The following is a 24,040-nucleotide window of genomic DNA, read 5'->3' as shown; positions in this document are numbered from 1 at the left end:
TTATCCTTACAAAGGAATCAATACACTTACTGATGAAAGAAATTATTCCCCCTGTATCACGAGAGGAGCTTGAGAAAGAACTGACTGAAGAAAGATTTGTACGCAAGACCAACAAGGGATCGAATGAAATCTATTGCTTCACTCATCATGATTCTCCTAATTTGATGAAAGAAGTTGGACGTTTGCGTGAAATTACTTTCCGTAAAGCCGGAGGAGGTACAGGTAAAGATATTGATATTGATGATTTTGATTTGGATGAAAAACCATATCATCAATTAATTGTTTGGGATCCTAAAGCAAAAGAAATTCTTGGCGGATACCGTTATATTTTGTGCAGCGAGGCTCCTATAGATGAAAATGGGGAAATCTATCTTGCAACTTCAAGATTGTTTAATTTTTCGGATGAATTTAAAAAGAACTACATGCCTCACATGATTGAACTGGGGCGGTCGTTCGTGCAACCGGAATATCAATCGATCCGAAAAGGCCGTAAAAGTTTATATGCGCTTGATAATTTATGGGATGGCTTGGGTGCTTTAATTGTTGACTATCCTGAAATTAAATATTTCTTTGGTAAAGTAACGATGTATCCTGATTACAACAGAGATGCGCGTAATCATATCCTTTATTTCATGAACAAGATGTTCCATGATCCGGACAAACTAGCCACTCCAACAACTCCTTTGGAAACCAATATGGACGTAAAGCAATTAAGCAAGGATTTTTGCAAAGATACTTTTGAGGAAAACTACAAAGTTCTATCGCAAAATGTTCGCAAGAATGGAGAAAATGTTCCTCCACTTATCAATGCTTACATGGGACTATCCCCTACAATGAAATGCTTTGGTACAGCAATCAACACACATTTTGGAGACGTTGAAGAAACAGGTATCATGATTACAATTGCCGATGTTTACGAGAACAAGAAAGACCGTCACACGGCGTCTTACCTTTCTTTACTGCACATCAGACTTCCAAAAACAAAACTGAATATTTTTAAAAAGAAATAATATCAAAAAAAGCATTCTAAAAAGAATGCTTTTTTTATAACATATCCGAACAAAAAAACCCGCCTTTCGCAAGACGGGTTTTTTATTCTATATCGAACTTATTTTAGTAAGCCCGTCTATCATTTCCTTCACAATAGTTAATAAAAGAAGTATTCACCACTTTATTTCCTCCTGGAGTAGGATAATTTCCTGTAAAGTACCAATCACCTGTATGCTCAGGACAAGCAACATGAAGATTTTCAACTGTCTGATAAACAATCTTCACCTCTGCATCCATCACTTCCGGAGTTAACAATACCGCAATTTTATCAGATATTTCTTCCGCAGTAAAAGGCTTGTAAATTTCTTTCACAAAGTTAACCACCTCTTCTTTAGGCAGGTTTTCCTGAGCTTTACACTTCTTATATGTTTCATCAATAACAGCTTCCAAACCGCGCTCTTTCAGCATTGCAATTGCAGCATTAAAAGCAATAAATTCACCCATCCGAGTCATATCTATTCCATAACAATCCGGATAACGAATTTGAGGAGCTGAAGAAACAATTACAATCTTTTTTGGATGAAGACGATCTAAAATACGAAGGATACTTTGCTTTAAAGTTGTTCCTCTTACAATAGAGTCATCAATAACAACCAGATTATCCTCATGGTTCTTAACAATCCCATAAGTAACATCATAAACATGTCCTACCAAATCGTCACGCCCTTCATCATTAGATATGAAGGTTCTCATTTTCGCATCCTTAATGGCAATCTTCTCCACTCTAGGCTCAACAGAAATAATCTCTTGAAGTTTTTCTTCAGTCCAACTACCATTTAAATCATGAATCTGTTGTTTTTTCTGCTCCATCAAATGACGCCGAACACCTTCCATCATGCCATAAAATGCCGTTTCAGCAGTATTTGGAATAAAAGAAAAGACTGTATTTTTAATATCATGATTAACTGATTCTAAGATAGCAGGAGTCAACAATTGCCCCAATCTCTTTCTTTCCTTATAAATATCCTTATCGCTTCCCCTGGAAAAATAGATTCTTTCGAAAGAACAAGATCTTCTTTTTTGAGCAACACGCACAGGAACCTCGGCAACATCACCATTCTTACGAACAATAACCGCATTTCCAGGAGCAATTTCTTTAATCGAATTTGCTCTAACATTTAATGCTGTTTGAATAACCGGTCTTTCCGAAGCAACTACAACAATCTCATCATCATGATAATAAAATGCCGGACGAATACCCCAAGGATCTCTCATCACAAAAGAATCACCATGGCCAAACATACCAGCAATTGCGTATCCTCCATCCCAATCTCTGCTTGCACCCGAAAGCACCTTTTGTATATCTATATTCCTTTCTATCTCAGGGGATATCTCCTGATTCGATAAACCATCATTTTTATACTGACGGAATAACATTTGATTTTCTTCGTCTAGATAATGCCCAACTTTCTCAAGAATTGTTACAGTATCAGTATAATTCTTAGGATGTTGACCCAATCCAACCAACAAATCAAAAAGTTCATCAACATTAGTCAGATTAAAGTTTCCGGCCAACACCAGATTTCTCGACTTCCAGTTATTTTCTCTCATTACCGGATGAACAAAATCAATACTGTTTCGTCCAAAAGTTCCATATCGTAAATGTCCCAAATACACTTCACCGGCGAAGGGTAAGTTTGCTTTGGCCCAAACAGGGTCATTAAATTTCTCAGGATATTTTATCTCTGCGGCCGCCAGCTCTTTGTAAACACCATCAAAAACATCTTTTATTGGCTGATCACTGCAGGAACGCTCACGATGAATGTATTTGTTCCCTGGAGGCATGTCCAATTTCAACCCAACAGCTCCAGCACCTTCCTGGCCTCTGTTGTGTTGTTTTTCCATCAACAGATAGAGTTTTTGAATACCATATCTCCACGATCCGTATTTTTCCTGATAGTACTCAAGAGGTTTTAGCAATCGAATCATTGCTATCCCGCACTCGTGCTTTAGTTGGTCACTCATTATTAACTTCTTAAATGGTTATTTAGTTTGCATTTTGTTGTTTATCCTCTTCATCAAGAATAAGCTCTTCAAGATCCTGCTCATTTGGTACTAATTCTGAAAATAAAATATAAGTCTTAACCGGATAACAATTCGGAAAGAATTTTAAACAAGCTTTATAAAGCTCAATTGATTCTATTTTACTACGAAAATTACCGACACTAACTCTGAAGTCAGGAGCCTTATATACTACATAAGCTCTTTCTTCAGGAAACAGCTCTTTAAATTCTTTCTTAATATTAAATGCTTTTTCCCGATCGATACTTCTACCTGAAAAAATCTGAATTCTATATCCTGAAAATCCCGGATCTTTTGAGTTAATCATTTTATCCGTGTCGAGCAACTCTTTAATCCGATCATCTTGAATGAGCTTAACACTCCCCAGCGAATCTACCCTTTGTTCATCACCAAATTTTACATCTTCAACAAATTGTGCATTTGATGAGACACCTAACAAAATAAAGATAGATAGGAATATTATTTTAACGTACTGCATTTTTCTTTGTTTATCAACACCTAATAAAAACAGAAGTCGAATCATCTGTTAAACCAGCTGCCAGATTCATTAATTTAATCGTTAGGAACAGATAATATTGGAATTTCAGAACGATTTATCATTTGTTGAGCATAGGATCCAAAAAACATATTAATCGAACTTTCAGCTTGTTCTGTCATAATTGCAATTAAATCCGCGTCTACTTCACGAGCATAATCAAGAGAAGAGAAAGTATTATTATCTCCTTTACGAATGCTCTTCACATAATCAATATTCCCATCCTTAAAGTAGTCTTCAGCCTGTCTCATATAATGTTCAATCTTCCCAATCACATTGGTGTCGGAAGTTTCATGAACTCCCAAAATATGAACCTTCGCATTACATCGCGAAGCAATTTCAGACACAAATGGAATTTTCTTTCTTGTATCTGTGCTTGCATCAATAGGCATTACAATTGTTTTCAACTGCCCCTTAGTAAATTCTTTTTGTACCGTTACAACAGGACATGTGGCATTTGTAACAACTTTAACAGCATTGCTTCCAATAAAAAATTCTTCAAAACCGGAAGCTCCGTAAGCTCCCATAAGAATCATGTACGCATCGCCGTATTTTGCTTGATTTACAATTTCACGATAAACACTTCCTGTTCTTATTTTAAAATCAAAAACTCCATTCCTGACACAATAGTCAGCAGAATGAAGCTCAGTCAATTTCTCAAAATATTCTTGTACGGTATGAATGATTTCATTTTTCAATTCCTCGAAATGAAAAGGAATTTCGAACTTCTCAGATTTCTGCACATGAATCATCCTAAGATGACAATCCAATTTATTTGACAAATAAATGCCAAACCTCAATGCCTTGAGAGAATCACCAGAAAAATCAACTGGAACTAAAATACGTTTCATGATGTCTACTTTTACATTAACACTTTATAACCGTAACACAAGAACTATTCCTAAATTTGAACGACACACCATCCAAACAGGTTTTAAAAGAGATTAATTTTTCACAAACCCACTCTAAATCAAGTTCTTCCCGAACCCCTGATTTGCGGGATAAAAATACACAAAAATATTTAGCAACAAACACAATTACCAAGCCAATATAAACTTAAATCCCCATTACTTAAATATTGATAAAAATCGTTTTGATCTCTTACTAAAAGTACAAATTAATCAACTAAAAACCATCCAATTAATAATCATAAGCTTACATCCCGAATTCTGAAACGCAATCCAGTATTCTTTACCCATTCTAAATCACTTCTCCTTTTCTTGTCATTCAGTTGAGATAATATAACTTTGCACAAAATTTATAATAAGGGAAATACAAAAATGAGCAATAACAACAAAAAATTATTTTTGGAAACTTACGGTTGCCAAATGAATGTTGCTGATAGTGAAGTTGTAGCTTCGATAATGGAACATGATGGTTTTATCATTACAAAAAACCGCGAAGAAGCTGATGTAATTTTAGTGAATACCTGCTCGGTTCGTGAAAACGCAGAAACCAGAGTTCGGGGAAGAGTTCAAGGTTTTAGCGAGTTAAAGAAAAAGAACCCAAAACTATTAGTTGGGGTAATTGGCTGCATGGCTGAACGACTCGGAGAAAAACTTTTTGATCAGGAAAAAAATGTAAATATTGTTGTAGGACCTGATGCATATATGGACCTCCCTCTTCTGGTAAAAAAAGCAGAAAATGGAGAAAAAGCAATCAACATAGAACTTTCCCTTACCGAAACATACAAAGACATTTGTCCATCGAGAATTGATGAAACCTCCATATCTGGTTTTGTTTCTATCATGAGAGGCTGCAATAATTTCTGCACCTACTGCATTGTTCCCTACACAAGAGGACGTGAACGCAGCCGAAATCCGGAAAGCATATTAAAAGAAGTTAAGGATTTGTCCGAAAAAGGATACAAAGAAGTTACTCTATTAGGCCAAAATGTAAATTCATTTGCCTTCAGGAATTCTGTTTCCGAAGTTAGCTTTCCTGAACTTTTAGGGATGGTTGCTGTTTCTGTTCCTGAAATGAGAATCAGGTTTGCAACATCACATCCTAAAGACATGAGTGATGACACATTAAAAGTCATTGCCAAGCATGATAACATCTGTAAGTTTATTCACCTGCCGGTGCAATCAGGAAGTGATTCTGTTTTGAAAGACATGCGCAGAAAATATACTCAGGAATGGTACAAAGACAGAATTGAAGCCATCCGAAGAATTATACCGGAATGCGGGATTTCCTCCGATATTTTTTGTGGTTTCCATAATGAAAGCGAAGAAGATTTCAATCAAACCATTGAATTAATGAAATGGGCGAAATTTGACTTAGCCTACATGTTCAAATATTCAGAACGTCCGGGCACATTTGCTTACAAGAATTTAGAAGACAATGTTCCCGAAGAGGTAAAGCAAAGAAGACTAGAAGAGATGATTGTTCTGCAAAACCAAATATCTTTAGAAAACAATCAGGGTGACATTGGAAAAATTTTCGAAGTTTTGATTGAAGGAATTTCAAAAAGATCTGAACAGGATGTATATGGAAGAACTTCACAAAATAAAGTGGTTGTATTTCCCAAAAAGAACTACCAAGTTGGTGATTTCGCAAATGTAATTGTTAACGAATGCACCAAAGCAACTCTTGTGGGAGAAGCAGTTTAATTTGAAAAAACACATTAAAATCCGGCAAGGCTGCATGATTCAGTTGTGTTGGATTTTTTTTTGGTATTTTTACCCACTAACTGACATCAAAACCTTACTCCTATGAAAATTCAGATTCGACCGGAAAACAAAAATGATTACAAAACTATATCCATGATTAACGACATGGCTTTTGGTCAGGAATCTGAAGGATTATTAGTTGGAAAGCTTCGAAAAAACAAAAAGTTTATCAAAGATCTTTCGTTAGTTGCTTGTATGGGAAATGAAATAATTGGTCATATTCTATTCTTTCCTATTGAAATCAAATCTGAAAATAACACATTTGATTCTTTAGCCTTAGCACCCATGTCGGTAATCCCTGAGTTACAAGGGCTAGGAATTGGTTCTCAATTGATAGAGAATGGATTGGCAAAAGCAAAAAAAATGGGGCACCAATCTGTAATTGTATTAGGGCACGATAAATATTACCCTAAATTTGGCTTTACTCCAGCTTCTAAATTCAATATCATATGTCCTTTTGAAGTGTCAAACGAAGTTTTTATGGCACTTGAATTGGAAAAAGATGCTCTAAAAACCGTTTCCGGATGTGTTGAATACCCAAAGGAGTTTAACGACCTGTAAATCTCAGAATTTTGATTGTAATTATTTGCCGCAATTGCAAAGATACAGTCCGAAAACGAACAGTATTTTGTTCACATCCGAACAATAATAATTATCTGCAACACAAGACTTTCAACACAACTACACACACAATCAATAGCTTATTAGCTTTGGTACAAATTATGATACTACCATCGAATTAATATTATTGTTCATGGAAAACCTATGTCCTAATTTTTAACACAATTCGACAAAACATGATTAAAAAGTTGTTTTTCATCACCACGTTTTTAATTGCTCTGGCACAAAGTCTTCTTGGTATGGATAATCCTCAATGGTTGAGGTATCCGTCAATCTCTCCGGATGGTCAAACTGTCGTTTTTGAATATGGCGGCGATTTATTCACTATTTCTTCGGAAGGTGGTAATGCCACAGCACTAACCAGCAACCAGTCCTACGACTACCAACCTGTTTGGTCTCCCGACAGCAAAACTATCGCATTTGCTTCTGACCGATATGGGAATTTTGACATCTTCACAATACCTGTTGAAGGAGGAGTTCCAAACAGAATTACGTTTAATTCAAAAGGAGAAATACCATCTAGTTTTACTCCAGACGGACAAAACATACTATTTTCTTCAACAATTAGTGATGATTTCAAAAATGCGATGTTTCCGTCAGGCGTACTTCCTGAATTGTACAGTGTATCTGTAAATGGCGGCAAAGTTTCACAAATACTTACTTCGCCGGCATTGGATGCAAAGTACAGTAAAAATATGGAGTATATATTGTACCGCGACAGTAAAGGATATGAAGATCATTGGAGAAAGCATCATACCTCGGCAGTTACCAGAGACATTTGGTTGTATGATGTTGCAAATAAAAAACACAGTATGTTCTCAACATTTGAAGGTGAGGATTTGTATCCTGTATTTAATTCGTCCAATGATGAGATCTACTATTTAACAGAAAAATCAGGCAGTTTTAATGTATGGAAAGCTCCTGTAAAAAATAAAACTCAACTGACTCAAATCAGTACATTTGAAAAACACCCGGTTCGGTTCTTAAGTATTTCTGACAGCAACAAGCTTTGTTATTCCTGGAATGGTGAAATTTATACTCAGGAAGAGGGAAAAGCTCCTGTAAAACTCGAAGTAGCCATCGCTATTGATAGTAAAGAAAATGAAGTGAGTTTTGAAAAACTAAGCAGTGGCGCTACCGAAATGAGCGTTTCTCCAAACGGAAAAGAAGTTGCTTTCATTGTACGTGGAGAAGTTTTTGTGACCTCTGTTGAATACGGAACTACGAAACGAATTACCAACACTCCGGAACAGGAACGCTCGGTAAGCTTTAGTCCTGATGGGAAAGCTATACTATATGCTTCGGAAAGAAATGGCAACTGGAATTTGTACCAAACCAAAATGACCCGGGAAGATGAAACTCAGTTTGCCAACTCTACCATTTTAAAAGAAGAGGCAGTTTTGGAAATTGATGCAGAAACCTTTCAACCAAAATATTCTCCTGATGGCAAAGAAGTTGCTTTTCTTGAAGATCGTGTTATTCTAAAGGTAATCAACTTAGAATCGAAAAAAGTTAGAACGATACTAGGCAAAAAATGGAACTATTCTTATTCCGACGGAGATCAGCATTATGACTGGTCGCCTGACGGCAAATGGTTTTTGGTTAATATTTATCCTCACACTATTTTTATGCCTGATGCAGCAATGGTTGATGCTCAGGGAAATCAGAAAGTGATTAACCTTACTGAAAGCGGCTACAGCGATTCCGATGCCAAATGGTCATTAAAAGGAAATGCAATGATCTGGTTTACCGACAAACGTGGATACCGCAGTCATGGAAGCTGGGGCTCACAATCGGATGTTTACATTCAATTCTTCAACCAGAAGGCATTTGATGATTTCAACCTTTCGAAAGAAGAAAAAGAACTAAAAGAAGAGGCTGAAAAAGCAAAGAAAGAGGAAGAAAAGGACGGAGATAAAGACAAGAAAAAAGATAAGAAGGACAAAGAGGAAGACAAAGTAAAAGATCTAAACATTGAATTTTCAGGAATGGAAGATCGTCAGATTTGTTTAACCATCAATCCTTCCAGACTTTCTGATGCAATTCTGACCCCTGATGGGAAAAAATTATTTTACCTAAGTAAATTCGAAGATGGATATGATCTTTGGGTGAATGATCTGGAAGAAAAAGAAACAAAAAAAGTTCTTGCCCTAAAAGGCGGCGGTGGCGCTATGCAGTTCGACAAGGATGCAAAAAATCTGTTTTTAATGTCTGGCAAGAGTATTATTAAAGTTGATGTTGCTACAAACAAACGAAAAGACATTAGTTATACTGCCGAGATGTATTTGGACAAAGCCAAAGAAAGAGAATATCTTTTTGAGCACGTTTGGCGTACCATGCTAAGAAAATTCTATGATCCTGAAATGCATCAGATTGACTGGGATTTTTACAAAAGTGAGTACAAACGCTTTTTACCGTACATCAATAACAATTACGATTTTGCAGAAATGCTAAGTGAGTTGTTGGGCGAATTAAATGCTTCGCATACAGGCTCTGGGTATCGGGCAGAATACGAGAATGCAGACAAAACAGCCGAATTAGGTGCATTCTTCGATTGGAATTTTGAAGGTGACGGTTTGCGAATTGCCGAAGTACTGGAAAAAGGGCCACTAAATCAAGCTGATTCAAAAATTAAAGCCGGGACTATCGTTGAAAAAATTGATGGAAATGTAATTTCGAAAAACGAAAGTTATTACCCATTATTAAACCACAAGGCAGGCAAAAAAGTATTACTAAGCCTATACAATCCATACACAAAGGAACGATGGGAAGAAACTGTAAAACCTGTTTCGAGCATTAACACACTTCTATACGAACGTTGGGTAAAAAAACGTCAGGAAGAATGCGAGCGCCTGTCGAACGGAAGAATTGGATATGTTCATGTAAAAGGAATGGATTCACCAAGCTACCGAAAAGTATACTCTGAAATGTTGGGCAAATATGGTACTTACGAAGCTATTGTTGTAGATACCAGATTTAACGGCGGAGGCTGGCTGCACGACGATTTAGCAACGCTACTTAGTGGTGAAGTCTACTCGACCCTTTCGCCCCGAGGACAGGATTTTGGAACAGAACCTATGAATAAATGGAAAAAGCCATCGGCTGTTCTGATTAGCGAAAGTAATTATTCTGATGCTTGCGCATTTCCATACGTATATCAGACATTAAAACTTGGTAAACTGGTTGGAATGCCTGTTCCCGGTACCATGACTGCCGTATGGTGGGAAACTCTTCAGGATCCGACTTTGTATTTTGGAATGCCAATGGTTGGAGTAAAAGATACCAAAGGGAAATACATCGAAAATCAGCAAATAGAACCGGATATTAAAGTTAGAAATGACTACGAGGTGGTAACCAAAGGTGATGATCAGCAACTTAAAAAAGCTGTTGAATCCTTATTAAAAGAAATTGATAACAAATAGTCTGTGAAATCAATGAACCTGCAATCAAACACTTCTTCCAAATGGAAGAAGTGTTCTGCAGGCAAAAGACATCTCGCAAACGAACAAGCAGTTCACAAATGGAATCAGGTTTAAAATGTATTAAATACGATTAACAACTAAGAACTACATATTCTGAATAAACTGAACCATTAAGTGTAAATGAGACGAAGCTCATCCCTCCTTTTATCACCTCAAATGAACTGGGCTTCGATCTCATTTTACTGGTATGGTTTTTGTCAACAAACAATGTAAAATTAAATTTCAAGAGATATTCCTGACCGCTTTTATTAACCTACTGGCAAACGGAATTATAGGGGTCTGTTCTCCTACTTTTTTCAAAACCTGAACAGACATAATCTGCCGAAAATTACACGGAATAGGGGCCGTTGTTATTTTCGGCTTTTTATTTCTATTTTTGATTTCCAAACACAACAATCCACAACATGAATTTCGAAATTACTACATCTGAAGATTTCAAGACAATTAACTGGTCGGGCGGAACCAGTACTCAGCTTTATATTTATCCGCCAACATCAGATTATCAGAAAAGAGATTTTGCTTTTAGACTAAGCACGGCTACGGTAGAAGTTGAGAAATCAGATTTCACTTCCCTGCCCGGCATATCACGAAAAATAATGATTTTAGATGGAGCAATAGAAATCATTCATGAAAATCGTTACAGCAAAAAGCTTGGCAAATTCGATACAGACAGCTTTAAAGGAGATTGGAAAACCTCATCGGTTGGAAAATGCATTGACTTTAATTTGATGACACGTGGCACGGCATCAGGAGAGATATTGGCACTCTCTATTAAAAAGAACAAAGCAACAACTATCAGCATTGACAGGAAAGCAGATTATCTCATTTTATATGTTTTCTCAGGAGAAATTAGTCTAACTATCAATCAAGAAACTCATCAGCTGCAACAAGGAAATCTGCTGGTGATCACTCAATTTGACAGCTCAAACCTGAAGCTAACCGGAAGTAAAGATAGTGAGGTGATCCTCTCGGAAATCACCAGTCAAGATTCTATTTAATCAAAGCATTACAGCAAAGAAACCCTATCAAATGATTGATGGGGTTTTATTTTGCAGTTAATACCGATTAAATAAGTTAGTAGGCTATTTGAATTGGCGTTAGACCGATTTTTTTCGCTTGCCACGGCACACAATGTTCTCAGCTTAATAATTATCTTATACTACTGATGAATTAAATTACTCTGCTAAATAATTACAAGTTCATTTTATTAAATCGCATCATCAGCTAATAAAATATCATCTTCCGATGATCAAAATCAGTACTCAGATGTCATCTGACAGTATTATTTATGCAACGGACAATATTAGATTGTTCGCAAACAATATCATTTATTAAGCTTACGATACAATATTATTCGCAGAATAAATCATTCATTCAGCTGACCATACCATCTATTACGCAAATACTCTCATTTATTCTTCTGATGTAGTAATAATATCAGCACAATGGTATAAAACCTTGTAGCAACAAGATCTGGCACCACCCTACAAAACCAAACCAGAAGCAATTATTACGAATTCTAAATCTAAATAAGAGCAAACATAAAATATTTCTCATTATCAAAACCATTGCTTATCCCCTAATGAATCGGAAATACAGAACAGGTAATTTCATCCTGCCAATTCAATGCATTATAATCAGCAAAATCTCATTCTATTTTTTTATACATTTACACTTTGTTTAATATATGGTAAACAAAATTACTTAAAACAGTAGCGTATATAGACATACAGCATTCAATTAAGTTATTTACAACAAACATCAATCGAACATTCTTATTTTTAATATGAAAATCAACACTATGATTAAAAACTTTACTCTTTTCTTCTTCTTGTTTGCGTCCCTTACACTAAGCGCTCAAAACATAAACATTCCCGATGCCAATTTTAAAAAAGCATTGGTCGATAATACCAAAATTAATACCGATGGTGATGGGGAGATTTCGGAAAGTGAGGCGGTGGCTTTTACGGGAGGTATATATGTTAATGGCTTAGAGATATCCGATTTAACGGGAATTGAATATTTCACTAACATTAAATCTATCAGTTGCTATGATAATAATCTCAAATCAATTAACATAGACAACAATACAAAACTCACACAGTTAATCTGTAGTGGCAACCAACTTACATCTTTAAGTACAAATAACAATAAATTATTAAAGCAAATCGATTGCTACGGTAATAAGATAAAAACCCTTGATTTAAAATCAAACACAAATCTTACCAGTTTAGATTGCGCTTTTAATGACATTTCCACATTAGAAATAATTACAAACACTGAAATCACATCAATAAGATGTGCTTACAACAACCTAATAAACCTAGATGTAAGCAACAATACAAAGCTTGAATCTTTAAAGTGCCATAACAATCAAATTTCAATCCTAAACTTAAAACATAATAAACTAATTAATAACTTAACATGTGAGAACAATAATCTCAGTGATGTTATCTTAGACAATAGCATTATTGTAGATAAAATAATATGTTCCAATAATAGATTGCCATTTTCGATATTATTGTCTTTGAAGAATCAAAGTACAGTTTTCACCTGTGAATCATCAAAAAGAGTCTTTTCCTTTATCGAAGACAAAAGTAAATTCCAAATTGATTATTCTAAAGAATTATTATCTGAAAAAGAGCCAACTATTTTTAATTGGTACTATAATAATGTAAAACTTAATGATGGTGATAATACTATAAAAACAATAGGCAATGGTATTTTTGAATTTCAAAATGAAGGAGTATTTTATTGTAAAATGACTAACGAACAATTTGCTGACTTAACAATAACAACAGAACGAATTCTTATTAACGACAACAATAAAATTGTTGCAATTACCGATCAAAATTTCAAACAATATCTAATTAGCCATTCAAATATAAATTTAAATGGTGATAACGAAATTCAAGAAGCAGAAGCTATATCCTTTAAAGGTAGTATTATTGTTTCAAATAAGGATATTTCAGATTTAACAGGAATTGAATCCTTCATTAATTTAACCAAATTGGATTGCTCACGAAACAACCTTTCTTCCTTAAACATTGCTTCAAACAAAAAAATAACAGAATTAAATTGTACCAGTAATAAATTACAAGAATTAGATATCTCAAATAATATCGATCTTAAAATTTTAAGGTGTGGTACGAATCAAATTAAAAATCTAGAAACAAATTATCTTATCAATTTAGAAAATTTAAATTGTATTTCTAATCGACTAACTAGTCTAGAGTTAGACAACAACTCAAAGCTTAATTTTCTAGATTGTTCTAATAATGAAATCAACTCATTAAACATTTCTACAAACACACTCCTATATCACATAAGTTGCAGATCAAATAATTTAAATTCATTAGATATTCAAACAAATACTAAGATAGTAGTACTTGATTGTTCAGGAAATCGTATTCCATTCTCTGAATTAATTAAAATAAAAAATATCTTTTCTTCAGCAATTTTTAAAAATCAAACTGAAGTTTTTGAGATTGACAATGCAGATGCAGGAGTAATTATAGATTATTCATCAGAATATAAATTTGGAGAACACGTTACAAATTTTAAATGGCAATACATCTTAGGTAATTCGTACCATTATTCCAACTTGCCTATTGAAGAAACCGAACATTGTAAATTTAAACTCCTAAAACCTGGTAAATATTCTTGCGAAATGACCAATTCCGAATTTCCAGAGGCGAAAGTATACACAAAAGAGATAACAATAAATAAATTCGAACAACAAATCACATTAGAAAATTTACAACAATCGGCATATGTAAAAAACACTATTGATTTTAAAGCTAACGTTAGCTCTGAACTTCCTCTAAAACAAGAAATTTTGCATGGAGAGGCAATAATAAATGATAACAAGAGTATTACTTTTACAAAATCTGGCTTAACAAAAATAAAATTTTACCAGGAAGGTGACCTTACATATAAACCTACTGAAAAAATTATTGATGTAAATGTTTTTAAAAAAGAACAAAATATTAGTGGCCTAAATTTACCTTCTAATATTAAGGTAAATGATATTATAGAATTAAATGCTTCTGCAAGCTCCGGACTATCAGTAAGTTTATCGATCGTTTCAGGCGATGCCAAACTTGATGGAAATACTCTAACTGTAAATAATTCAGGAAAAGTAATTATTAAAGCAAGCCAAAGTGGCAACTTCGAATTTTTAGAAGCAGAGACAACGAAGGAGATTGTTGTTGAGAAGAGGAGTCAAACTTTCAATTTTATTGATATACCAGCCTCTGCAAAAGTAAGTGATATATTAACTCTTAATGTAACCGCTTCATCTAATCTACCTGTCAGTTTTGAAATCATTTCAGGAGAAGGAGTGCTTACGCAGAATAAACTTACATGCACTAAAGCAGGCACCGTTAAAATAAAAACTATTCAGATAGGAAACTATGAGTTCGAAGCTCTGGAAACAACGTTCGAAATTGTCGTTAGTAAAAAAACACAAACAATTAGCTTTACAAGCCCTCCTTCCTCAGCAAAAGTAAATGATGTATTAAGCTTAAAAGCAAATGCCAGCTCTACGCTACCAGTTAGTTTTGAAATCGTTTCAGGAGAAGCTAACCTTAACGGAAACCAGCTGACTTGCACAAAATCAGGAATACTAAAAGTTAAGGCCAAACAAGTTGGAAACGATGAATATGAAGCTGCTGAAGCAACAGTAGAGATCGCGGTAAGTAAAAAGGATCAATTTATCACTTTTAATGATGTGCCATCTGAAGTTGAGGCTACCGATCAATTAGATCTGGATGTGACTATTAGTTCCGGTCTTGAAGTAAGCTATATCATTGTAAAAGGCAACGCTAGTATTAGTGGCAATACAATTACTTTTAATGAATTGGGCAATGTAATTATCAAAGCTATAAACTCAGGGAATGACGAATACAACGAAACGGAACAATCTTACTTGTTTATCGTTCGAAAAAAAGATCAAGAAATTAACACTGAAAATATTCCATCGCAGGTTACAATTAATGAGAATCTGGATTTAAATCTTTCTACAAGTTCAGGATTAGCAATTGATTTGGAAATAATTTCTGGAACTGCTGTGCTATCAGGAACAAACTTAAACTTTACCGAAGCAGGAGAAGTAATCGTGAAAGCAAGCCAAGCAGGTAATTCTATTTACGAGTCTACCGAAACATCTTTCACTATAAGTGTGATCAAAAAAGATCAAACTCTAGATATACAAAATACTTCTGGTTCAGTAATAATAAATGAGACAATGGAGCTTATTGCGACAGCGAGTTCTACTTTACCTGTAAGCTTTTCAATAGCCTCAGGAGATGCAGAACTGTATGGTAATTCAATCACATTTACCAGCGCAGGAGATGTAACAATTAAAGCGAAACAAATCGGGAACAACGAATTTATTGCAGTGGAACAAACATTACAATTCACAGTCAATAAAAAAACTCAAACCGTAAGCTTTGTAAATGCACCAACAACAGCTAAAGTAAATGATGCAATCGTGCTTACTGCGACAGCCAGTTCAAACCTAGAAGTTAGTTTTGAAGTGCTAGAAGGAGAAGCAAACTTAAATAGCAACGAATTAATTTGCTTAAAAGAGGGTATTGTAAAAGTAAAAGCAATACAAGCTGGAAATGATGAGTTTGAGACTTCGGAAGCGATCATTGAAATTACAGTCAATACAAATTCACAAACAGTAAGCTTTGTTGATTCTCCTACCAATGCTAAAGTAAATGATGTAATCACATTGATTGCAAATGCGTCTTCAACGCTTCCTGTTAGCTTTTCTATCGTTTCTGGCACAGCAAATCTTAATGGTGATCGATTGACCTGCACTACCGAGGGAACAATTCAAGTGAAAGCAACACAAGCCGGAAATGATGAATTTGAGGTTGCGGAAGTGATCATTGAAATTACAGTTGAAAAAAGAGATCAAAGCATTGACTTTATAAACGCTCCTACCTCCGTTAAAGCAAATGACGTAATAGAACTAAACGCAAGTGCAACATCAGGATTGGAAGTAACATTTGAATTGGTTTCAGGAGATGCCAGCATTAATGGAAAGGCAATTACTTTTAACAAAGAAGGAACTGTTGAAATTAAAGCCATTCAAGCCGGGAATGATGAATATGAAGCTACCGAAGCCACCATTAAAATTACAGTTGATATTGCAACCGGAATTAGTGATGTTTTAAAAAGTTCAATTCAAGTTTATCCGAATCCGGTAATCACCGATTTGAATATCAGCTTTGACAAGAACGAAGATCGGATGATTTACATTTACGATGTAAAAGGACAAATCAGGTTTCAACAAAAGAGCTATTCAGATTCGGAACAATTGAATCTTTCAGGCTTTAAAAGCGGCATGTACATCCTGAAAATTCAATCGAAAAGTGGCGTAGTGAGCTATAAAATATTGAAGAAATAGGTGAGTTTTAAAACCAAAAACCCGACAGGTTAATTAATCAAGATGTAAATAACCTGTTGGGTTGAATGAAGCAATAAGTAAGTTTTAAAACCAGACAGGTTAAATTTACAAGACGCAAGTAAACCTGTCAGGTTTAATAATTAAACAAAACAGCATGCCGTCAGCAACCATTCCTTTAGAATCCGAATCCTATTATCACATTTATAATCGTGGCATTGATGGGTGTAATTTGTATCGGGTTGAAAATGATTACAAACGCTTTCTTCGTCTGTACGAAAAACATATCGATCCAATTGCAGATACTTTTGCATGGGTTTTGATGCCTAATCATTTTCATTTGCTGGTTAGAATAAAATCGGAAGAAGAAATATTAAAACAGTACACAAAACCAAACAGGTTAACTAATCAAGACGCAAGTAAACCTGTCTGGTTGGATGATGAAGAAAATCTTGTCAAGTTAAAACCCCCACACCAGAATTTCTCTAATTTGTGCAATGCCTATTCCAAGTATATCAATAGTAAATACCAACGAACAGGTAGTTTATTTGAGCGCCCTTTCAAAAGAAAACAAGTACCAGATGATCAGTATTTCAGAAATCTGATAGTATACATTCACAACAATCCTATTCATCACGGATTTACGGATATTGCCGTGGACTATCCGTGGAGCAGCTATCTAACTTGTTTATCGGTTAAACCAACAAAATTGAAACGAAAAGATGTAATTGAATGGTTCGATGATGAAGCTAATTTCAGATTTATGCATCAGCAACACGTCGATTTTATGGAGATGGATGAATGGCTGGAGATTTAATTTATTCTTCAACCAGACAGGTTAAATTTACAAGACGCAAGTAAACCTGTCTGGTTTCCTAAAAAAAAAGACCCGCCCGAAAACAATCGAGCGAGTCTTTCAACTTGTAGTTAATGGCGTGATTAATTTTGTTTTTCCAATCTCTCGGTTAGCTTTTTAATGATTTGTTTGGCATCGCCAACAATACCCAAATCAGAAACCTGAAAAATGGGTGCGTATTTGTCTTTGTTAACGGCGATAATCAAGTCGGAATCTTCCATACCAGCAACGTGCTGAATGGCTCCCGAAATACCAAATGCAAAGTACAAATCAGGACGAACAGTTTTTCCTGTCTGACCCACTTGACGATCGTGACCAATGTAACCGGCATCAACCATGGCGCGCGAAGCCGAAACTTCCGCATTCAATGTGTTTGCCAATGCATCCATTGCTTCAAACCCTTCTTTATTGCCAATTCCCCGTCCGCCTGAAACCAAAATTCTGGCTTCGGTAATATCAATCAAATTGTTGTCTTCCTTCACGGTTTTCAACAATTTCACACGAAACTTAGCTGCATTAAACTTCACCTCGTAGTTCACAATCGCTCCGGTGCGACTTTCGTCAGCATCCATGGCAAACAATACTCCCGGACGAACAGTCCCCATTTGCGGACGATGATTTTTACAAACAATGGTCGCCATCAAATTTCCTCCGAAAGCAGGACGGGTCATTAACATCTCCCCATTTTCGCCCACCTCAATTTTGGTACAATCAGCTGTTAAACCTGTGCCAACTCGGGCCGAAACTCTTGGCCCCAAATCACGACCTAAAGTGGTTGCCCCGATAAATAAAGATTCCGGTTTTCTTTCGTTGATAATTTGGCAAATTGCCTGTGTATATGGTTCTGTAGTATACTCTTTTAATTCAGGAGCATCAACAACAATCACCTCATCGGCACCACGGGCAATTAAGCTCTGTGCCTGATCAGCAATCTGATGTCCCAATAGCATTGCGTACACTTTGTCGTTCAACTCATCAGCCAACTTCCTGGCCTGTCCAAGCAACTCTAAAGCAACATTCTGAATGATACCTTCACGTTGTTCGATGAAGACGTATATGCCTTTGTAATCTTCTAAGTTCATAATCAATTACGAATTATTAATTACGAATTACGATATCCTAAAAGCGAAAATTCAAACTGTAATAAGGAAGAAATATAAATTCAAGATTTTATCTATTTCTGATACAATTTGTAATTGCCAATTCGTAATTCGTAATTAAATCTAGTTTAGAATGAATTTCTCTTTTAATTTTTTGATGATGATTCCTACGGCCTCATCCGTACCAACTTCGTAAAGCTCACCTGCTGGTTTCAAACCGCGGGCAAATGCTTTGTGCACGCTTGTTGGCGATCCTTTTAGTCCCAGATCTTTCTCATCAACTTCAATTTCGTTGAATCCCCAAACCTCAACTTCTTTTTGATAGGCATCAACAATTCCGCCAACATTCATGTAACGGGGAGTATTTGCCGATGAAAGAACAGTGACCACGCAAGGAGCTTCCACCTCCAGCATTTGGTATCCGTCTTCGATATGACGTTTCATTGTGAACGTTTTATCTCCGTCGAATTTTAAATCTTCCAAATAGGATACCTGTGGCAAATCCAAATGCTCAGCAATCTGAGGGCCTACCTGAGCGGTATCGCCATCAATTGCCTGACGGCCTGTGATCAAAAGATCAAAATCGATCTTCCGTAATGCACCTGCTAAAGCATGCGAAGTAGCCAAAGTATCTGCTCCTGCAAATTTTCGATCCGTTAAATGGATGGCACGATCAACTCCCATGGCATAAGCCTCACGAAGAATTAAATCGGCCTGAGGAGGTCCCATAGTGATTACAGTTACGTGAGCTCCTTTTTCATCTTTTAACTGCAATGCCATTTCCAAACCACTCTTATCGTCAGGGTTCATAATACTTGGCACACCGTCACGGATCAAAGTTCCCGTAATCGGATCAATTTTTATTTCGGTTGTATCCGGTACCTGTTTAATACAGACAACTATTTTCATCTCTTTTTAGTTTTTAGTAATTAGTAACTAGTCGTTAGTAACCAGCTATGAGTAATTAGTTTAATTATTGTCCTGAATTCTTTCTTTTATGCACTAACTACTCTGTACTAACTACTATTGTTTACTTAAGCATATTGGCTGAAATCACCATTCTCTGAACTTCTGATGTTCCTTCGTAGATTTCTGTAATTTTTGCATCACGCATCATACGCTCCACCGGATATTCTCTGGTATAACCATATCCTCCGTGAAGTTGAACTGCCTTATTGGTTACTTCCATTGCAGTTTCAGCAGCGAAAAGCTTAGCCATTGCAGCATCAACAGAATAAGGAAGTTTAGCATCTTTTTTGTAAGCCGCCTTGCGAACCAACATGCGCGAAGCTTCCGTTTTGGTATTCATATCAGCCAACTGAAATTGTGTATTCTGAAATGCCGAAATCGGACGACCGAATTGCTTTCTTTCTTTCACATATTTCACTGTTTCGTCGATAGCTCCCTGAGCAATACCCAAAGCCTGAGCGGCGATACCAATACGTCCGCCATCTAAGGTTTTCATAGCAATACCGAAACCTTTACTCAATTTACCCAATAGGTTTTCCTTAGGAACAATACAGTTTTCGAACACCAATTCGCAGGTTGCTGAACCACGGATACCCATTTTCTTTTCTTTTTTCCCGATAGAAAAACCAGGAGTTCCCTTCTCAATGATAAAAGCAGTGATTCCACGTGTACCTTGTGATTTATCAGTCATTGCCAAAATCACATAAACGTGAGCAAATTCAGCATTGGTAATAAATATCTTACTTCCGTTGATGATATAATTGTCGCCATCCTCGATTGCTGTTGTCTGTTGTCCTGCAGCATCGGTACCCGCGTTAGGTTCAGTTAAACCGAAAGCACCAATCCACTCTCCGGATGCAAGCTTAGGAAGGTATTTTTGTTTTTGTGCCTCTGTTCCGTGCTCCAAAATAGGAGCCGCACACAATGATGTATGAGCCGATACAATAACCCCGGTGGTTGCACATACCGCCGACAGTTCTTCAACAGCCATCGAGTACATTACATTACTACCACCTGCACCGCCATATTGCTTTGGGATTGGAATACCCATAATTCCAATTTTGGCCATCTTCTCTACTGTCTCAATCGGAAAACGTTCCAAATCGTCCACTTCAGCAGCCAAAGGTTTCACTTCTTTTTCAGCAAAATCTTTAATCATTTGCTGAAACAATTCCTGTTCTTTTGTTAAGCTAAAATTCATTATTTTTCAGATAATAGTAATTAGTCGTTAGTAACTAGTATCAGACCCACCATTCTATGTTCGGGTAATTTGTCACCCAAACAATGCCCAATATCTGTGGAATTAACGCTGTCAGGAGCTTCGCACTCTGACAGGTTAAACCTATTTTCAGGTTCAACTTGACACTAGTAGTTAGTACTATAAATCAAGCTTTGTCTTGTACCAACTACTATAAACTAATTACTCCGTACTATTTTTACACGTTTTTCAAAATAATTGCAGTTCCCATTCCGCCTCCAATACAAAGTGAGGCCAAACCGTACTCTTTTCCGCTGCGTTTCATTTCGTGAATTAAACTTACGGTGATACGGGTTCCAGATGCTCCAATTGGGTGACCTAAAGCGATAGCTCCACCATTCAAATTACATCTTTCGGCAAAGAAGTCAGCAGTTACAGCGTGATCTTCGCACAATTGTTTTACTACTCCCAATGATTGAGACGCAAAAGCTTCGTTCAACTCCAACACGTCCATTTGCTCCAATTTCATATTCGCTTTCTTCAATGCTCTTGCAATTGCAGGAACAGGTCCCATTCCCATAATTGCAGGATCAACACCACCCTGACCGGTAGCTACAATCTCTGCAAGAGGAGTTAAACCAAACTCTTTAACCGCTTCTTCAGAAGCAACCAATACAAAAGCAGCACCATCATTTATGCCCGATGCATTACCTGCAGTTACCGTTCCATCCTTTTTAAAAGCGGGACGCAGGCCTGCTAATTTTTCTACGCTGGTTCCACGATTAATAAATTCATCAGTATCGAAAATGGTCGTTTCTCTACGGGATTTGATCTCTACAGGAACAATTTCATTTTTAAAATGTCCATTATCCTGAGCTGCCATTGCTTTTTGCTGAGAAGCAAACGAAAAAGCATCCTGCTCTTCGCGGGTTAAGTTGTATTTAGCAGCAATATTTTCTGCTGTAATTCCCATATGATATCCTTCAAAAGCATCTGTTAAACCATCCAAAACCATGTGGTCAACGGCTTTTAAATCCATCATTTTGTGTCCGCCACGAACAGTACCCGGCATCACAAAACCAGCATCCGACATGTTCTCAGTTCCACCGGCAAGAATCAAATTCGCTTCACCGGCTTTAATATTTGCATAAGCCAAATTGATTGTTTTCATCCCCGAACCACAAATCATATTGATTCCGTATGCCGGCACTTCCTGAGGAATACCAGCTTTAATAGAAGCCTGACGGGCAATCCCCTGACCTTGACCAGCCATAAGGATGTTACCCACAACAACCTCATCTATTTTTGCCGCATCAACGCCGGTTTCTTCAATGATGTTCTTGATTACTGTTGCTGCCAAATCAGCAGCTTTTACAGGAGTTAGTGCTCCTAAAAATTTCCCGATTGCAGTTCGCTTGGCTGCAACAATATATACTTTGCTCATATCTAGTTTTTTCTCATTTCAATTAAATCCTCAGCAATAATTAATTTTGCATCGGTAGCTTCCTGAATTTGCTCAATGCTAAATAATGGATTGATCTCTTTTAAAAGAATTCCTTCCGGAACAATATTCATTACACCCATTTCTGTGATAATCATATTAACCTGACCCGCTGCGGTTAATGGGAGATCACAATCTGTCATGATTTTGTGACTTCCCCGGGCAGTATGTTCCATAGCAAGAATCACTCTTTTGGCTCCAACGATCAAGTCCATAGCTCCTCCCATTCCCGGAGTTTTTTTACCTGGAATAATCCAGTTTGCTAAATTTCCTTTTTCGTCTACCTGAAGGGCTCCCAAAATAGTAACATCCACATGACCACCTCTAATGATTCCAAAAGAAACAGAACTATCGAAACTGCTGGCGCCATTTTTACAAGTGATAAATCCGCCTCCGGCATTCACAAAATCAGGGTCTTCTTCTCCTTCAGCAGGAGCAACACCCATCCCCAACAATCCGTTTTCCGATTGTAAAATCACATTCACATCATCAGGAACGTAATTTGGGATAATTGTTGGCAGTCCGATTCCAAGATTTACTACATCACCATCGTGCAGTTCAAGAGCAGCTCTCCTGGCAATTACCTCTCTAATTTCATTTTTATCCATGTCTTTTGAGTAATAAGTAGTTAGATATCAGTAACTAGTTTTTAGATTTTAGTAACTAGTTCGACTAGCTACTAAGTACTAACGACTCGGTACTATTTATTTATTCTTCTGCTCAATTCCTGTGCTGCATATGATGCCACATCATCGGCATATTTGTTCATTCCAAAACCTGCATCGTAACCCAATTCTTTAGCCAACTCATGAGAAATCCGCGGTCCGCCACAAATCAAAATTACTTTCTCGCGCAATCCTTCAGCTTCCATTAGCTCAACCAGTTCCACCAAATTCTTAATGTGAACATCTTTTTGAGTTACTGTTTGCGATACCAAAAGAACATCCGCCTGAAATTCTATTGCTTTTGCGATAAACTCTTCGTTTGGCACCTGACTTCCCATGTTTAAAGCTTCCATCATTTCGTAACGCTCCAAACCGTAATGTCCGGCAAAACCTTTCATATTCATGATTGCATCAATACCTACAGTATGTGCATCGGAACCTGTACTGGCTCCTAGAACCCGAATCGGGCGACCAATGTTTTCTTTAATGAAATCATCAGTTTCGTGCATATCCATAGCCGTTGCTTCCACTTTAGGAACAGTAATTCCTGTAAAATCGACAGTATGAATACAATTTCCATAACAATTGAAAAATGTAAATCCTGCCATCAACTCCTGCACATATACAACCTGAGGATTTTCAAAACCCATTTTCCTCATCATTTGCTTGGCAGCTTCAATAGCCTCGTCACCTTTGACTACCGGCAAAGTAAAACTCACCTGAGTTTTACCATCGTTCATGGTATCACCGTAAGGCTTGATCTTAGTTAGATCAAGTGTTTTATCAAATTCGTTGGAATCAGTTGAATAAAGACCTCCACTCATATTTTTGTCTCCTTATATTTTAAATATCAAATGCAATCGCAGTTGTGTCTTTTAACACCCCCCTAATCCCCCCTGAAAGGGGGGACTTCCCAACTCCAAAAACACAAATCTTTGGACTTGATACTTT

General features: G+C 36.6%; 16 protein-coding genes. 7 read left to right on the top strand and 9 right to left on the bottom strand.

What is annotated here, in order from left to right; genetic code table 11:
• Positions 1-32: 32 nt before the first annotated feature.
• Positions 33-1,010, top strand: a complete 978-nt coding sequence (locus QUH73_RS14425) for a GNAT family N-acetyltransferase (protein WP_289531139.1) — start codon at positions 33-35, stop codon at positions 1,008-1,010.
• A 103-nt stretch (positions 1,011-1,113) separates the two neighbouring features.
• Here the strand turns inward: QUH73_RS14425 and QUH73_RS14420 are convergent, their stop codons facing one another.
• From QUH73_RS14420 to QUH73_RS14410, 3 genes are all read right to left on the bottom strand, one after another.
• On the bottom strand, positions 1,114-3,015 hold the full coding sequence (locus QUH73_RS14420; RefSeq protein ID WP_289531138.1) for an amidophosphoribosyltransferase: 1,902 nt from the start codon (positions 3,013-3,015) through the stop codon (positions 1,114-1,116).
• A gap of 22 nt (positions 3,016-3,037) precedes the next feature.
• Positions 3,038-3,550 (bottom strand): hypothetical protein, encoded by a 513-nt coding sequence (locus QUH73_RS14415; RefSeq protein WP_289531137.1) that lies wholly within the window; start codon positions 3,548-3,550, stop codon positions 3,038-3,040.
• Positions 3,551-3,624: 74 nt separating this feature from the next.
• The gene (locus QUH73_RS14410) at positions 3,625-4,458 is read right to left on the bottom strand and encodes a universal stress protein (protein WP_289531136.1); all 834 of its coding nucleotides are present in this window, start codon (positions 4,456-4,458) and stop codon (positions 3,625-3,627) included.
• Positions 4,459-4,887: 429 nt separating this feature from the next.
• Between QUH73_RS14410 and miaB the strand changes: the two genes are divergently transcribed.
• The 6 genes from miaB to QUH73_RS14380 all read left to right on the top strand — a co-directional run bounded on the left by miaB (position 4,888) and on the right by QUH73_RS14380 (position 17,617).
• Entirely contained in the window at positions 4,888-6,219 is a 1,332-nt protein-coding gene (gene miaB, locus QUH73_RS14405) for a tRNA (N6-isopentenyl adenosine(37)-C2)-methylthiotransferase MiaB (protein WP_289531135.1), read from the top strand.
• A gap of 102 nt (positions 6,220-6,321) precedes the next feature.
• Positions 6,322-6,840 carry a GNAT family N-acetyltransferase gene (locus tag QUH73_RS14400; RefSeq protein WP_289531134.1) on the top strand — a complete coding sequence of 173 codons (519 nt, stop codon included), beginning with the start codon at positions 6,322-6,324 and terminating at the stop codon, positions 6,838-6,840.
• A gap of 236 nt (positions 6,841-7,076) precedes the next feature.
• Positions 7,077-10,322, top strand: a complete 3,246-nt coding sequence (locus tag QUH73_RS14395) for a S41 family peptidase (RefSeq protein ID WP_289531133.1) — start codon at positions 7,077-7,079, stop codon at positions 10,320-10,322.
• A gap of 464 nt (positions 10,323-10,786) precedes the next feature.
• Positions 10,787-11,380 carry a HutD/Ves family protein gene (locus QUH73_RS14390; RefSeq protein WP_289531132.1) on the top strand — a complete coding sequence of 198 codons (594 nt, stop codon included), beginning with the start codon at positions 10,787-10,789 and terminating at the stop codon, positions 11,378-11,380.
• Between the two features lie 803 nt (positions 11,381-12,183).
• Positions 12,184-16,803: a T9SS type A sorting domain-containing protein gene (locus QUH73_RS14385; protein WP_289531131.1), complete on the top strand. Its 4,620-nt coding sequence runs from the start codon at positions 12,184-12,186 to the stop codon at positions 16,801-16,803.
• Positions 16,804-16,957: 154 nt separating this feature from the next.
• Positions 16,958-17,617, top strand: coding sequence for a transposase (locus tag QUH73_RS14380; RefSeq protein ID WP_289531130.1), 660 nt, complete (start codon positions 16,958-16,960; stop codon positions 17,615-17,617).
• Positions 17,618-17,739: 122 nt separating this feature from the next.
• Here the strand turns inward: QUH73_RS14380 and QUH73_RS14375 are convergent, their stop codons facing one another.
• From QUH73_RS14375 to QUH73_RS14350, 6 genes are all read right to left on the bottom strand, one after another.
• On the bottom strand, positions 17,740-18,738 hold the full coding sequence (locus QUH73_RS14375; RefSeq protein WP_289531129.1) for an electron transfer flavoprotein subunit alpha/FixB family protein: 999 nt from the start codon (positions 18,736-18,738) through the stop codon (positions 17,740-17,742).
• 141 nt (positions 18,739-18,879) lie between these two features.
• The gene (locus tag QUH73_RS14370; RefSeq protein ID WP_101309418.1) at positions 18,880-19,665 is read right to left on the bottom strand and encodes an electron transfer flavoprotein subunit beta/FixA family protein; all 786 of its coding nucleotides are present in this window, start codon (positions 19,663-19,665) and stop codon (positions 18,880-18,882) included.
• Between the two features lie 121 nt (positions 19,666-19,786).
• Positions 19,787-20,926 carry an acyl-CoA dehydrogenase gene (locus QUH73_RS14365; protein ID WP_289531128.1) on the bottom strand — a complete coding sequence of 380 codons (1,140 nt, stop codon included), beginning with the start codon at positions 20,924-20,926 and terminating at the stop codon, positions 19,787-19,789.
• 235 nt (positions 20,927-21,161) lie between these two features.
• On the bottom strand, positions 21,162-22,367 hold the full coding sequence (locus QUH73_RS14360; RefSeq protein ID WP_289531127.1) for an acetyl-CoA C-acetyltransferase: 1,206 nt from the start codon (positions 22,365-22,367) through the stop codon (positions 21,162-21,164).
• Between the two features lie 2 nt (positions 22,368-22,369).
• Positions 22,370-23,032, bottom strand: a complete 663-nt coding sequence (locus QUH73_RS14355; protein ID WP_289531126.1) for a 3-oxoacid CoA-transferase subunit B — start codon at positions 23,030-23,032, stop codon at positions 22,370-22,372.
• A gap of 92 nt (positions 23,033-23,124) precedes the next feature.
• Positions 23,125-23,913 (bottom strand): OAM dimerization domain-containing protein, encoded by a 789-nt coding sequence (locus tag QUH73_RS14350; RefSeq protein WP_289531125.1) that lies wholly within the window; start codon positions 23,911-23,913, stop codon positions 23,125-23,127.
• Positions 23,914-24,040: the final 127 nt, after the last annotated feature.

It is taken from the genome of Labilibaculum sp. K2S (assembly GCF_030372765.1).
Taxonomy (GTDB): Bacteria; Bacteroidota; Bacteroidia; order Bacteroidales; family Marinifilaceae; genus Labilibaculum.
This window is presented reverse-complemented; position numbering and strand designations above follow the sequence as displayed.

What these genes read in the sequence shown, in the direction of transcription:
- QUH73_RS14425 (WP_289531139.1), top strand. Translation starts at nt 33, where the DNA reads ATGAAAGAAATTATTCCCCCTGTATCACGAGAGGAGCTTGAGAAAGAA.
- QUH73_RS14420 (WP_289531138.1), bottom strand. Translation starts at nt 3,015, where the DNA reads ATGAGTGACCAACTAAAGCACGAGTGCGGGATAGCAATGATTCGATTG.
- QUH73_RS14415 (WP_289531137.1), bottom strand. Translation starts at nt 3,550, where the DNA reads ATGCAGTACGTTAAAATAATATTCCTATCTATCTTTATTTTGTTAGGT.
- QUH73_RS14410 (WP_289531136.1), bottom strand. Translation starts at nt 4,458, where the DNA reads ATGAAACGTATTTTAGTTCCAGTTGATTTTTCTGGTGATTCTCTCAAG.
- miaB (WP_289531135.1), top strand. Translation starts at nt 4,888, where the DNA reads ATGAGCAATAACAACAAAAAATTATTTTTGGAAACTTACGGTTGCCAA.
- QUH73_RS14400 (WP_289531134.1), top strand. Translation starts at nt 6,322, where the DNA reads ATGAAAATTCAGATTCGACCGGAAAACAAAAATGATTACAAAACTATA.
- QUH73_RS14395 (WP_289531133.1), top strand. Translation starts at nt 7,077, where the DNA reads ATGATTAAAAAGTTGTTTTTCATCACCACGTTTTTAATTGCTCTGGCA.
- QUH73_RS14390 (WP_289531132.1), top strand. Translation starts at nt 10,787, where the DNA reads ATGAATTTCGAAATTACTACATCTGAAGATTTCAAGACAATTAACTGG.
- QUH73_RS14385 (WP_289531131.1), top strand. Translation starts at nt 12,184, where the DNA reads ATGATTAAAAACTTTACTCTTTTCTTCTTCTTGTTTGCGTCCCTTACA.
- QUH73_RS14380 (WP_289531130.1), top strand. Translation starts at nt 16,958, where the DNA reads ATGCCGTCAGCAACCATTCCTTTAGAATCCGAATCCTATTATCACATT.
- QUH73_RS14375 (WP_289531129.1), bottom strand. Translation starts at nt 18,738, where the DNA reads ATGAACTTAGAAGATTACAAAGGCATATACGTCTTCATCGAACAACGT.
- QUH73_RS14370 (WP_101309418.1), bottom strand. Translation starts at nt 19,665, where the DNA reads ATGAAAATAGTTGTCTGTATTAAACAGGTACCGGATACAACCGAAATA.
- QUH73_RS14365 (WP_289531128.1), bottom strand. Translation starts at nt 20,926, where the DNA reads ATGAATTTTAGCTTAACAAAAGAACAGGAATTGTTTCAGCAAATGATT.
- QUH73_RS14360 (WP_289531127.1), bottom strand. Translation starts at nt 22,367, where the DNA reads ATGAGCAAAGTATATATTGTTGCAGCCAAGCGAACTGCAATCGGGAAA.
- QUH73_RS14355 (WP_289531126.1), bottom strand. Translation starts at nt 23,032, where the DNA reads ATGGATAAAAATGAAATTAGAGAGGTAATTGCCAGGAGAGCTGCTCTT.
- QUH73_RS14350 (WP_289531125.1), bottom strand. Translation starts at nt 23,913, where the DNA reads ATGAGTGGAGGTCTTTATTCAACTGATTCCAACGAATTTGATAAAACA.